A 13,307-nucleotide genomic window follows, 5' to 3' on the forward strand; every position below is an offset into this window, starting at 1 on the left:
GGTCGGCCCGGCCCCGGACTACGCTTTCGCAGGTGACGACGCGACCGATCCGGCTGCTGGGCGACCCGGTGCTCCGCTCCCCCGCCGCGCCGGTGACCGCCTTCGATGCCGAGCTGCGGGCGCTGGTCCGGGACCTGTTCGACACCCTCGACGCGCAGCCGGGCCGGGCCGGAGTCGCGGCGCCGCAGATCGGGGTGTCCGCGCGGGTCTTCGTCTACGGCACCAACGCCGGCCGCGGGCACATCGTGAATCCGCAGGTCACGGCCAGTTCCGGAACCCAGGTCGGTGACGAGGGCTGCCTGTCCATCCCCGGTCTGGCGTTTCCCGCGGTACGGCCGGCAGCGGTCACCGTCGAGGGCTTCGACGAGCACGGCGACCCGGTCACCGTGGCCGGGACCGGGTTCCTCGCCCGGGCGCTGCGCCACGAGTGCGACCACCTGGACGGGGTGCTGTACATCGACACGCTCACCGGCGACGCCCGCCGGCAGGCGCTGCGGGCGGTCAGGGCCGGGTTTCGCCGAGGGTTGTGAACCGGGGCGGGTCGAGGCGCAGGAAGCCGTGGTGGGCGACCTCCCAGCCGTAGGCGCCGGTGTTGGCGAACAGCAGCACGTCCCCGGCCCGCAGCCGCCGCACGGGTTCGTCGCGGGCGAGGACGTCGCGGGGGTTGCACTGCTCCCCCGCGACGGTGACGTGCGTGCCGGTCACCTCGGGCCGCGGCCACGGGTAGGGCCAGGCGTCGACGGGCAGGATCGTGAAGGGGTGGCTGTACCCCCACGACGCCGGCAGCCGGAAGTGGTGGGTGCCGCCTTTCACGACCGCGAACCAGGTGCCGTGGCTGGCCTTGACGTCGATGACCTCGGCCGCGTACCAGCCGGCGGGCGCGGCCACGAACCGGCCCGGTTCCACGACGAGCGTGACCCCCGCCGGGACCTCGACGTCACGCAGCTCGGACAGGTCGAAGGCGCGCCGGCCGGTGACGTCGACGCCGAATCCGCCGCCGGCGTTGACGACGGGCCCGATGCCGCGGTCCCGCGCCCAGGCGAGGCAGTCGCGCAGGAACGCGGCGTGGGCCTTCGCGTCGAGGTTATTCGACACCGCGTGCAGGTGCACGCCGCGCACGTCGTGGTGGCGGGCGAGCCGGACCGCTTCGCCGAGGTCGGCCTCGGCGAGCCCGAACTGGGTCGCCTCCCCGGACATGCGGTGCGAGCCGGGCAGGGCCGCATGGGCGCGGTTGACCCGCAGGCAGATGGCGGCGCGGCCGGGGATGCGGCGCAGCTCGTGGAGGCTCTCGACGTTGATGACGGCCCCGGCCTCGACGGCCCGGTGCAGCAGCGCGTCGGGTTTCGCGGGCCCGCTGAGGATCAGGTCCGCGCCGGTGGCCGCGGCGGCTTCGAGCTCACCGGCGGAGGCGACCTCGATCGCGTCGGCCGCGGCGGCCGCGGCGGCGAGGATGTCCGGGTGGCCGTTGGCTTTCATGGCGTACGCGACGAGGGTCCCCGCCGGCAGGGCCTCACGCAGTGCGTGGATGCGGTCGCGGATGACGCCGGGGTCGTAGACGTACGCGGGGAGCGGCCCGGCGAGAGCGGCCTCGATCACACGTGGGTTGGGTGACACCGCACTCCGTTCGGCTCCGCTCGGCCGGGCGCAGTAGGCTCACGCCGATGCGCCTCATCGACGTCCGCGACCCGATCGCGTTGTGGCAGTACGCGGAACGGTATCTCGGCGTCGGGACCCGCACGTACAGCCCCTACGCCGCGGACCTGGACATCGCCGACGCGTACCATCCGCAGCACGGCACGGCGACGTTCGACCTCCCGACGTTCCGGGTTCCGCCGCCGCTGGGCGCCTACCGCCCGGCCGCCACCGACTCGCCCCTGCCGGCCCTGTACTTCGACGGTGACACGCTGCTGCTGCCGGTGCACCCGAACACCCTCGACAGCCCCGACCTCGCGGGCCGCGCCGCGCTGGCGGCGCTCGAGCCGGGCCCGCCGCTGACCGCGGTGCCGTCGGCGAACGCCCGCACCGTCTTCGTCACCGCCCACGATGGCCGCCCGGTGACCCCGCACTTCGTGAAGCTGCACTACCCGCGGCGCCTGTCGCGGTTCACCCGCCGCCTGCGCCGCCCGGTGATCGAGCTGCAGCTGTGGGTGTCCGACGAGCTGCGCCGGGCCGGGACTCCCGTCCTGCCGGAGATCGGCGGCGGCTGGTTCGACCCGGGCCTGGGCGACGAGGCGTGGGGCTTCCTCGTCCGCACCGCCCTGCTCGAGGGCGCCCCGACGTTCACGGTGCCGCTGTTCGCCCTGTACGGCGCCGACCTGCACGCCCCCGCCGACCCGACGCTGCTGGAGCAGCTGGTCGAGGCGTTCGCGGAGCCGCCCGAGCAGTTCGTGGCGCAGCGGATCGTCGCCCCGATGGTCCGCATGTGGTCGCAGACGGCCCGGCGCACCGGCTGCCCCCTGGAGACCCACGGCCAGAACACCCTCTTCGCGTTCGACCTGCGGCAACGCCGGACCGCGATCCTGTACCGCGACTGCGCCATCTACGTCGACAGCGCTCTGCGCGCCGAGGCGGGCCTGCCACCCGGCCTCCCCCCGGCGAACGTCATCCCCCGCGACGTCCCCCTGGCCGCGGACGAGGTGTTCTCGCTGACGTACGACAGTTTCATGGGCCACCACGCCCTGTCCTACGTGGCGGCGCTGGCGCAGTCCCGCTGGTCGGTGCCCCCGTCGGCGCTGCACACCGCCGCGAGGGCGGCGTTCACGGCGCCGGACCTGCTACCGGAGACGGTCTTCTACTACGACAACGTCCTGTACGACAACGGCGACTGGAAGCTGGTCGACACCGGCGAACGCCCGGACTGGCGCTGACGCCGGCCGCTCCTGTCCCGGGAACGCCTGGTCGCTCCGGGTCGACGCCCCCGCCGCCGCCAGCCCCACGATCGCCTCCGCCCTGCCCGCGTTCTGCCCGGCCGGGACCTGCTTGACCCGTGATCGCCGGCCCGGCGCCGAGCGGCAGGCCGCAGCGGGCCACAGATGCCCGGGCGGCTACGGCCGATGCGGTGCGGCAGCCCCGGCCAGGTCCGCCTGGCGCGACGCGTCCGGCTCGGCACCGGGGTCCACGGCGGAGGCGGCGGGGCGCGTTAGGGTCGTACCGGTGATCGTCGTGCACGGCCTGGTGCTGCCGGACGGAACCCTCGCCTGCTGGGCCGAGTCCCCGGACGCCGCCCTGCACCCACCCAACACCACGACGCCCTCACACGGGTCGCCGGCTCCAGAGCCGCTGCCAGCCGCAACCCCGAGCGCAGACCCAGCGCCACCCGCGACGGCCCCAGCCACCACGCCGCAGGCCTCGCCGGCACCGGCGCGGCCGCAGGCCTCGCCGGCACCGGCGCGGCCGCAGGCCTCGCCGGCACCGGCGCCGTCTGCCACCGGGCCCGCCACATCACCGCCACCTGCGCAGGCCGCGGCCCCGCCACGCGCCGGCACCGGGCCGCACGGGTCGTCCGCCGCCGCGTTCACCCCGGCCGCCGCAACCGCCGCGGCGCCGTCAACCGCCAACCCCCCACCGGCCGACGCGCCGACGGCCGGGCCTCCAACTGCCGCGCTCCCATCCCCGGTGCCCCTGGCCGCCGGAGCACCCCTCGCAGCCGCCGGGAAGCCGTCGCTGTCGCCTCCGGCCGCCGCGCCCGGCACCGACCGCGCCCACCGCGGCACGGACCGAGCGAACGCCACCCCGTCCGCGCCGCCACTGGACGCGTCCGTCACCGGCCCGGCGGAGAGCACCCCGCCCGCGCCGCCACCGGACGGGTCCGTTCTGGGCCTGGCGGAGGGCAGCGCACCGTCCGCGGCACCGTCCGCGTCGTCGGATTCGGCGCCGGACTCGTCGCCGGCGCCGTCCGCGGGTCCGGCCGTGCACCCGTTCGCGGTCCTCCCGCCGCTGCCCGGCACCGTCGCGACCGCCGATCTCCTCCTCCCGTCGACCCCGCACCATCCGGCCCCGTCGCCGGAGCTGGCGGCGCACCTGCCGTCGCGGCGCCGCCCGGCCGCGCGCCGCCACACCGTGTGGACCGTCCCGATCGTCGTCCTTCCCCCGGGCAGCGACCCGGATCTGCTGCTGTCGACCGTCTCCGACGTCGCCCCGGGCGCGTCGATCGGCGCCCTCACCGACCTGGTCGTCTTCGCCACGGACCTGGCCGACCGTGGCCGGTTCCTGCCCGCCCTGACCACCGAGCCGGCCCCGGGCGGCGGCCGGGGCCCGGCGGCGAGGTGGCGCCCGGCCCTGTGGGGCGCCGACGCGGCCACGTTCGACGCCCTGTGCCGCGCGATGCCCGGCGTGGCCGCCGCGGTCACGGACCCGGCCCGGCACCGGTTCCGCCTGGCGGCGGACCGTCCCGTGTGGTCGCCGGGCGACGCGACCCGCGCCGCCCTGGACACGGCCGTCGACCAGCTGGTCCGGGCCCGGCTGCGCGGCGGGCCGCTGCTCGGCGACGGGGAGGCCCGCCACGACACCGCCGTCCGCGCCTGGCTCGCCGCCCTCACGACCCCCGACGCCCGCCTGCGCACCGCCACCGCCACCGCCGGCGCGGAGCCGGTGGGTCCGGGCGGTCCGGTCCGGGGCGGTTTCGCGGCGCAGGCCCGCGCGGAGGCCCGGGCGATCGCGGCGGCCGCCGCCCGTGGCGTGCCGGTCCCGAAACCCGCCGCGGAACCAGAACCGGCACCTGAGCCGGTGGCGGGGGCGGTCCTGGCGGACGGGCCCGAGGTCGCCCGGCTGCGGGAGCTGCTCGAGCGGTGGTCGGACAGCGGCCGCCCCGCACCGGTGCGGACCTGTTTCCGGCTGTCCTACGTCGAGGCCGGCGACGATGACGACGGCCTCGCCCCGGACCCGGCCGGCGACGACGGTGCCGCTGGGCGGCCGGGGCCGCCGGGCCGGTTCGACGACGACGGCGGGTCGTGGCTGGTCGAGTTCCTGCTGCAGCCGGCGGCCGAGCCGGGGCTGCTCGTGCCGGCGCGGGACGTGTGGCACGACGGGGCGTCGCCGCTGTTCAAGTGGGTCGACTATCCGCAGGACGTGCTGCTGGAGGATCTGGGCCGGGCGAGCCGGCTGTGGCCGGACCTCGACGAGGCGCTGTGGGGGCCGCGGCCGGTGTCGCTGCGGCTGGACACGATCGGCGCGCACCGGTTCCTGACGTTCGCGTCGCTGCTGCACGACGCCGGGTTCGGGGTGCTGCTGCCGGCGCAGTGGCAGCGGCGGCAGGAGCTGGGCCTGACGCTGTCGGTGCGGACGCGGCAGCCGGCGGCGCCGGTGCTGCGGGACACGACGACGAACCGGGCCGCGATCGTACGGTTCCGGTGGGGGCTCGCGATCGGCGACGAGTTCCTGTCCGAGGCCGACCTGGCGGAGCTGGCCCGGGCGAAGGTGCCCCTGGTGCGGCTGCGCGGCCGCTGGGTGCACCTGGACCGGGAGCGGCTGCGGGCGGGGCTGGCGTTCCTGCGCCGCGGCGGCCGCGGGGAGATGACCGCGGGTGAGGCGATGCGCCTGACCCGCCTGGTCCCGGACCCGGACCTGCCGCTGCCGGTGACCGGCGTCGACGGGGAGGGCTGGCTCGCGGACCTGCTCACCGGCCGGGCCCCGGAACGTCTCGAGCTCCTCGACCCGCCGCCGGGCCTGACCGCGCAGCTGCGCCCGTATCAGCGGCGGGGCGTGTCGTGGCTGGCGTTCCTCGACGCGGTCGGTGTCGGGGCGCTCCTCGCCGACGACATGGGCCTGGGCAAGACGGTGCAGGTCCTGGCCCTGGAGGCGCATCTGCGGGCGCGGGGGCCGCGGCCGCCGACGCTGATCGTGTGCCCGCTGTCGGTGCTGGGCAACTGGCGGCGGGAGATCGAGCGGTTCACGCCGCACCTGACGGTCCGGGTCCACCACGGCGCCGCCCGGCGCGCCGGCAGCGGCCCGGACGGCGCCGACCTGGTCCTGACCACGTATCAGGTCGCGACCCGCGACGCCGACACCCTCGCCGCGGTCGCGTGGGACCGGGTCGTGCTCGACGAGGCCCAGCACGTGAAGAACGCGGCCGGGGTGACGGCCCGGGCGGTGCGCCGGTTCCCGGCCCGGCACCGGGTGGCACTGACCGGGACGCCGGTGGAGAACCGGCTCACGGAGCTGTGGTCGATCGCGGACTTCCTCAACCCGGGCCTGCTCGGCGAGGCGTCGCTGTTCCGCGCCCGCTACTCCGTCCCGGTCGAGCGGTGGGGCGACGAGGACGCGGCCCGCCGGCTGCGGCGGGTGACGCGGCCGTTCCTGCTGCGGCGGGTCAAGACGGACCGGGCGGTGATCGCGGACCTGCCGGAGAAGTTCGAGCGCCGCCAGTGGTGCAACCTGACCCTGGAGCAGGCGACGCTCTACAAGGCGGTCGTCGACGAGCTGTTCGTGAAGCTGCGGGAGGGCCGGGCCGGGTCGCAGCGCAAGGGCCTGGTGCTGTCGGCGATGACGAAACTCAAGCAGGTGTGCAACCACCCGGCGCATCTCATGGGCGACGGCACGCCGCTGCCGGGCCGCTCGGGGAAGCTCACCCGGCTGGAGGAGATCCTGGCCGCGGCGACCCAGGCCGGGGACCGGGCACTGGTGTTCACGCAGTTCGCGAAGTTCGGGCAGCTCCTCGCCCCGCATCTGGCGCAGCGGCTGGGCACCGGGGTGGAGTTCCTGCATGGCGGTACACCACAAGGATCCCGCGACCGGATGGTGGAACGGTTCCAGTCCGGGCCGGGCCCGGGGGTGCTGCTGGTGTCGCTGAAGGCGGGCGGGACCGGCCTGAACCTGACCGCGGCGAACCATGTCGTGCACGTGGACCGGTGGTGGAACCCGGCCGCGGAGGAGCAGGCGACGGACCGGGCGTTCCGCATCGGGCAGCGCCGCGACGTGCAGGTCCACACGTTCGTGTGCATCGGCACGATCGAGGAGCGGGTCGAGGAGATCATGGCGAGCAAGCGGGACCTGGCCGGGGTCGCGGTCGGCTCCGGCGAGGGCTGGCTCACCGGCCTGTCGACGAACGACCTGCTCGACCTCATGTCCCTGGCGCCGGAGGCGGTTGCGGATGTCTGACACGAGCTGGTCCCACCAGTTCCTGACCATGCTCGAATCCTTGCGGATGGGTACGACGTTTTCGGCTGGGCGGCGCTACGCCCGCGCCGGGCAGGTACGCTCCGTGACGATTTCGACGAGTATCGTGACGGCGCTGGTCGTCGACGAGGACGGTGAGACGTACCGGGCCCGTATCGGCGTGCAGGCGTACTCCGCCGCCGACTGGGCCCGCATCGAACGCGCCCTGGCCGGGGAGGCGATCCACGCCGCGAAACTCCTCGCCGGGCACCTGCCGGACAATCTCGAGCGGCTCCTGGCCGGGTTCGGGCTGTCGCTGTTCCCGCAGTCACTGTCCGAGATCGTCCTGGACTGCTCGTGCCCCGGCTGGCAGAAGCCGTGCCGGCACCTGACCGCCGCCTGTTACGTCCTGGCCGGGGAGTTCGACGCCGACCCGTTCGCGATCCTCGCCTGGCGGGGCCGCGGCCGCGACGAGCTCCTCGAGGCGCTGCGCGGGCACCGGGTCTCCGCCCTGGCCCACATCGCCGGCCGCCGGCAGGCCCCGCCGGATGACCAACCCCGCAGCGGTACCTTCTGGGAAGCCGGCCCGCGCCTCACCCCGCCCGAGCCGGCCGTCCCGGGCGCGCTGCGCCGCGGCGACGCGATCCTCGAGCAGCTCGACGCGCTGCCGCTGACCGTCGGCCGGTTCGACGTCACCGACGTGCTGCGTGCCGCCTATCACACCGCCACCCGCGCCGAGCCGGGGTTGCCGGACCGCCGCCGCGGCCGGTAGCGTCGTACCCAGCTGCGAGTAATCGCCGCGGTCAGGGTCGAGAGGCGCTGCGACGGACCCATGAGCGTCCGCCACGCTCGGCCACACCTGACTTCCCTTGACCACAAGGGCGCCTCCTGTCACCGGGAGGTGACCTCAGGTATGTCCGAAACCCAGCACCCCTACCTGCAGCAGCGCGGCGGCCTCGACTTCGCCGTCGCCGACCTGTCCCTCGCCGACGCCGGCCGCACCCAGATCCGGCTCGCCGAGCACGAGATGCCGGGCCTGATGGCCACCCGCGCCGAGTACGCCGCCGCCCAGCCGCTGCGCGGCGCCCGCATCGCCGGCAGCCTGCACATGACCGTGCAGACCGCGGTGCTCATCGAGACCCTCGTCGCGCTCGGCGCCGAGGTCCGGTGGGTGTCGTGCAACATCTTCTCCACCCAGGACGAGGCCGCCGCAGCGGTCGTCGTCGGCCCCACCGGCACCCCCGACGCCCCCGCCGGCACACCCGTGTTCGCGTGGAAGGGCGAGACGCTGCAGGAGTACTGGTGGTGCACCGACCAGCTCTTCCAGTTCACCGGCGACGGCGGCGAGCCCCTCGGCCCGAACATGATCGTCGACGACGGCGGCGACGCGACCCTGCTGGTGCACAAGGGCGCCGAGTTCGAGACCCGCGGCGCGGTGCCGGCGGCGACCGAAGGCGACGACCACGAGTACACCATCGTCCTCGACACCCTCCGGGCGAGCCTCGCACGCGACCCGCAGCGGTTCACCCGCATCGCGGCCGCCGTCCGGGGCGTCACCGAGGAGACCACCAACGGTGTCAAGCGCCTCTACAAGCTCGCCGACGCCGGTGAGCTGCTCTTCCCGGCGATCAACGTCAACGACTCGGTGACGAAGTCGAAGTTCGACAACACGTACGGCATCCGCCACTCGCTCCTCGACGGGCTCAACCGGGCCACGGACGTGATGCTGGCCGGGAAGCTCGCCGTCGTCTGCGGCTACGGCGACGTCGGCAAGGGCGCCGCCGAGGCTCTGCGCGGCCAGGGCGCCCGGGTCGTCGTCACCGAGATCGACCCGATCTGCGCCCTGCAGGCGGCGATGCACGGCCTGCCCGTCGTCCGCCTCGACGACGTCATCGACACCGCCGACGTGATCATCACCGCGACCGGGAACAAGGGCATCATCACCGCCGCCCAGCTCGCCCGCCTCAAGCACAACGCGATCGTCGGCAACGTCGGGCACTTCGACAACGAGATCGACATGGCCGGCCTCGCCCAGCTGCCCGGCATCGTCAAGCGCGAGATCAAGCCCCAGGTCCACGAGTGGGTCCGCACTGACGGCCGTTCGATCATCGTGCTGTCCGAGGGGCGCCTGCTCAACCTCGGCAACGCCACCGGCCACCCGAGCTTCGTCATGTCGAACTCGTTCACGAACCAGACGATCGCGCAGATCGAGCTGTTCACGAAGCCCGGCGCGTACGAGCGGCAGGTATACCGCCTGCCGAAGCACCTCGACGAGAAGGTCGCCGCCCTGCACCTGGACGCGCTGGGGGTGCGCCTGACGGAGCTGACGAAGGAGCAGGCCGAGTACATCGGCGTCGACGTCACCGGCCCCTACAAGCCGGAGCATTACCGCTACTGACAGTGCACGCCGGGGTTGTGGTTGCTGCGGTACCGCAGCCCCGGCACCCCGCCGCCCCCGAGCCGCCGGCTACCCGGCCTGCTCGAGGGCGGCGACGGTCCGCTCCTGCCGGACCGGCTACCCGAGGGAAGCCGCCGGACACCGCGCTCCTGCTCGGGGAGGCGCCGCCGGGGCGGACCATCGCGCCCCGGATCGCGTCTCCCCGCGTGGACCTTCGGCATGATTCCGCGCTTGGTGATGCCGGGCAGCGGGGCGAGGCTCCGACCTCTCCGATCTGGTCGGCGTGGCCGACGGCATGACCGGCCCACTGCAGCCGCGGCTCGGGCCGAGCAGCGCGGTGAGGGAGCGTCCACCACTGGGCTGCCCGCGCGGCCGCGGCATGCGCGCCGGCCCACAGCTACGCGGCCATGACTCGCCGCTGCGGCCCGTGCCACGGCCGCGTGTCCGCGGGTCGAATCCGGTGAGCCGGCCCCATCGGGTCAGCCGATTCATCGGGGACCGATGAATCGGCCCCGCGAGCGTCGTCTCATCAGCGACGATCCCGGATGACGAAAGGCGGCAATCACCCATGGCCATCATGCTGTACTCCGCGTCGATGTCCCTCGACGGCTTCATCGCCGGCCCAGGCGGCGACATGAGCTGGCTCACCCCGCATATCGCCCCGAACCCTCTGGTCGACGACCTCATCCCCCGCATCGGCGCCCTGATCGTCGGCAACCGCACCTTCGGCGGCGACGATCCCCACCGCGGCACCGAAGGCGCCGGGAAGCCGTTCGGCGGCGGCTGGGACGGCCCGCAATACGTCGTCACGCACCACCCCCGCCCGGCCGGCGACGGCATCACGTTGGTCCCCGACGTCGAGACCGCCGTGCGTGAGGCGAAGGCCGCCGCCGGCGACGGGTACGTCAACATCCTCGGTGCCGACATCGCCCGCCAGTGCCTGGCCCTCGGCGAGCTCGACGAGATCCTGGCGATCACCGTCCCGGTCCTGCTCGGCGACGGCACCCGGCTCTTCGCCGCCGTCGGCACGCCCCCGATCCAGCTCCAGCAGGTCCGCGTCACCCACACCGAGCAGGCGATCAACACCTGGATGCGGATTATCAAATAACGGCAATCCGGTAATCGTAATTCGGTAATTCCGGCTCGGTCACCGTCCGTGGCCGAGGCGACGGCGAGAGACCGGCCCGGCGGGCTCGTCCTGGGTGGAGAACCTGGTCGCGGAGGTCATCCGCCCAGGCGTGCGCCCGGTCCGACCCGGAAGGGGCCACGGTCGAGCTGGGAGTCGGCGCGACTGGGCTCGCCGAACCCCGGCGACCCAGTATCGCCTCCTCCTGGACAGGCCCAGGAACCCGGTCGAACCGCCCCCCGCCGCCATTCCCGCCGCCCCGGACCGCGTACCCGGCAGCCGCCCGGGCAACGACGGTTCGGGGCGGCGGCGGTCACCCCGCCGGGCGGCCCGCCGACAGGCGCATGGAAGCGGCACCATCACCGTCCGTCGAACCACGAACGCCCTGCCGTGGGACCCGCGGCAGGGGGCAAAGGCGCCCAAAACTGGTGGCCCGCTCCGCCCCGGCAGCGTAGAACTCCGGAGTGTTCAAGATCCTGCGCCGGCCGTACGCGGTGGCCCTCGCCGCCACGAACCTCCTCGTCCGCCTCGCCGGCGGCGCCGTCGCCCTCGCGCTGGTCCTGTTCGCCGAGGCGACCCGCGGATCGTTCACCGCGGCCGGGCTCCTCGCCGGATCGTTCGCCGTCGGTACCGCCGCCGGTGCCCCCGTCACCGACCGCCTCGGCGCCACCCGCGTCCTGCTCGCCACCGCAGCCGGCTACGCCGCCGCCCACGGCCGCCCCGGATTCGCCGGCATCCTCCTCGGCGCCCTGGCCGTCGGCAGCCTGGCCGGCAGCGTCACCCTCCGGCTGCGCCCCACCGTCCTCGCCGCCGTCATGTGCGCCGTCCTCGTCCCGCTGTTCGCCCCCGCCGGCCTGTGGTGGCTCGCGATCCTCTTCGCGATCGCCGGGGCACCGGTGGCGCCGCTCAACGCCGCCGCGTACGAGATCACCGAACGCGCCGCCCCGCCCGGCACCGCCACCGAGGCCCGCATGTGGACGAGCACCGCGACGATGGCCGGCACCGCCCTCGGCACCGCCATCGCCGGCGCGGCCGTCGAGCAGTGGTCACCCCGCGCCGCGCTGCTCACCGCCCTGACCGGCGCGATCCTGGCCCTCACCGCCGACGCGACCACCCGGACCAGCGCATCAGCCGATCCGGCACCGGCCAATCAGGCGCCAGCCGACGCGGCGCCAGCCGACCCGGCCGACCCAGCATCAGTCGACCCGGCACCAGCAGGCACGGCAGAAGCCGAGGTCAGCGTCAGCCGATCCAGCACCGGCCGGCGCGGCACCGCCCGACGCCGGACCAGCGACACACCCGCAACCGGCCGCACACCCGCAGACGGCGTGGCCGCCGATGCGGCCGCGAACAGCGCCCGCACCGCCGATCAGTGACGCTGCCACACCTCGGCATCAGCGGTCCACCGCAACGTCGTCACCGCCTGCAGCACAAGCCCACCCGCCAGCGACGGCGTCAAATACAGCTCATCAGCCAGCGACCGAATAATGTGCAGCCCCCGCCCATGCTCATCGAGCACCGGATCGACGTCACCGGACCGGGCCGCGGGCGGCGCAGCGGCCGAGCCGGCCGCCGGACCCGCGGGAGGCACCGCCGGCAGCGACAGCCGCGACGGGTCCACCACCGCCCCCGCATTGATCACATGGATGACGCACCGCTCGGTGGCCACCTCGATCGTGATCTCGTAATCGTCGATCTGCAGCGCATGCTCGATCACGTTCGCGCACGCCTCGGTCAGGATCAGGCTGATGTCGTCACGGCACGACGGCTCCACACCCAGCGTGTGCAGGGCCTGGTCCAGCAGCCGCCGCACCACCGGCACCGTCGCGGCGTCCCGGGGCAGGTGCAGCGCCAGCCGTAACGCGATCGACACACGACCCCCTCGCGACGACAACCAGCCCATCAGTACCCGTCACGGTACCCGCAACCCCCACCCGATTATGTTTGCCGACCAGCAAACATCACGAACCACCGGCCAGCAAACATCACGAGCCACCCCGGGTAGGTGAGGGACGGACCCACCAGCCGGGGAAGCGAAACCACGTGCGCCGAACCGTGTGGATCCTCGCCCTGGCCGCCGGCTACGTAGACGGCCTGACACTGCTGTACCTCGGCGGCGTCTTCGCCAGCGTCGCCACCGGCAACCTCCTGCTCACCGGCATCACCGCCGCCACCGACCCCCACCACCTCACCGGCACCGCCACCCGCGCCGCCCTCGCCGTCGCCGTCTACGCCACCACCGTCGCCGCCGCCCGAAACCAGCCCCCCGGCCGCTGCCTCGTCGCCGAACTCGCCGCCCTGTGCACCCTCACCGGCGGCTGGGTCGCCACCCACCACGACCCCCACGGCCCCGCCCAACTCCCCCTGCTCACCCTCGCCGCCATCGCCATGGCCCTGCACGCCGCCGCCCACCGCGAAGGCGACACCCCCACCGGCTACCTCACCGGCCCCCTCGTCCGAGCCGCCAAAGGCCGCCTCCGCGACGCCGCCCCCCTCGCCGCCATGCCCGCCGGCGCAGCAGCCGCCGCCGTCCTGCTCGACCACACCCCCTGGCTCGGACCGCTCCCCGCCGTCGCCCTCGTCGCCACCGCCGTCGTCATCCAAGCCATCCCACCCCGGCGCCCCACCAGCCGCACCCGCACCACCCAGCAGCCACAGCCCGCCCACACCCCGTAAACGGCCACCACACCC

Annotated in this window: 10 protein-coding genes; 8 read left to right on the plus strand and 2 right to left on the minus strand. The window is 74.6% G+C overall.

Going from position 1 to position 13,307, the window contains the following annotated elements:
* The first annotated feature begins 32 nt into the window (after nt 1–32).
* Nucleotides 33–530, plus strand: coding sequence for a peptide deformylase (gene def / locus AC6JBM_RS16010; RefSeq protein WP_497984387.1), 498 nt, complete (start codon nt 33–35; stop codon nt 528–530).
* Here def and AC6JBM_RS16015 read toward each other — a convergent pair.
* Nucleotides 502–1,596, minus strand: coding sequence for a type III PLP-dependent enzyme domain-containing protein (locus AC6JBM_RS16015; protein ID WP_497984388.1), 1,095 nt, complete (start codon nt 1,594–1,596; stop codon nt 502–504). The two genes, def and AC6JBM_RS16015, sit on opposite strands and share 29 nt — an antisense overlap.
* A gap of 65 nt (nt 1,597–1,661) precedes the next feature.
* Between AC6JBM_RS16015 and AC6JBM_RS16020 the strand changes: the two genes are divergently transcribed.
* From AC6JBM_RS16020 to AC6JBM_RS16045, 6 genes are all read left to right on the plus strand, one after another.
* A complete protein-coding gene (locus AC6JBM_RS16020; RefSeq protein WP_497984389.1) occupies nt 1,662–2,867 on the plus strand; it encodes a hypothetical protein in 1,206 nt (401 codons plus the stop codon).
* A 1,042-nt stretch (nt 2,868–3,909) separates the two neighbouring features.
* Nucleotides 3,910–7,095, plus strand: a complete 3,186-nt coding sequence (locus AC6JBM_RS16025) for a DEAD/DEAH box helicase (RefSeq protein WP_497984390.1) — start codon at nt 3,910–3,912, stop codon at nt 7,093–7,095.
* A gap of 103 nt (nt 7,096–7,198) precedes the next feature.
* Nucleotides 7,199–7,864 (plus strand): SWIM zinc finger family protein, encoded by a 666-nt coding sequence (locus AC6JBM_RS16030; RefSeq protein WP_497984391.1) that lies wholly within the window; start codon nt 7,199–7,201, stop codon nt 7,862–7,864.
* A gap of 141 nt (nt 7,865–8,005) precedes the next feature.
* A complete protein-coding gene (gene ahcY, locus AC6JBM_RS16035) occupies nt 8,006–9,490 on the plus strand; it encodes an adenosylhomocysteinase (protein WP_497984392.1) in 1,485 nt (494 codons plus the stop codon).
* Between the two features lie 568 nt (nt 9,491–10,058).
* The gene (locus AC6JBM_RS16040; RefSeq protein ID WP_497984393.1) at nt 10,059–10,598 is read left to right on the plus strand and encodes a dihydrofolate reductase family protein; all 540 of its coding nucleotides are present in this window, start codon (nt 10,059–10,061) and stop codon (nt 10,596–10,598) included.
* 482 nt (nt 10,599–11,080) lie between these two features.
* Nucleotides 11,081–11,992, plus strand: coding sequence for a hypothetical protein (locus AC6JBM_RS16045; RefSeq protein ID WP_497984394.1), 912 nt, complete (start codon nt 11,081–11,083; stop codon nt 11,990–11,992).
* Here AC6JBM_RS16045 and AC6JBM_RS16050 read toward each other — a convergent pair.
* Nucleotides 11,986–12,489 (minus strand): ATP-binding protein, encoded by a 504-nt coding sequence (locus AC6JBM_RS16050; protein WP_497984395.1) that lies wholly within the window; start codon nt 12,487–12,489, stop codon nt 11,986–11,988. The genes AC6JBM_RS16045 and AC6JBM_RS16050 overlap by 7 nt on opposite strands.
* A 170-nt stretch (nt 12,490–12,659) precedes the next feature.
* Between AC6JBM_RS16050 and AC6JBM_RS16055 the strand changes: the two genes are divergently transcribed.
* Nucleotides 12,660–13,292: a DUF1275 family protein gene (locus AC6JBM_RS16055; RefSeq protein WP_497984396.1), complete on the plus strand. Its 633-nt coding sequence runs from the start codon at nt 12,660–12,662 to the stop codon at nt 13,290–13,292.
* The last annotated feature ends 15 nt before the right edge of the window (nt 13,293–13,307 follow it).

This window comes from Dactylosporangium thailandense (genome assembly GCF_059739745.1).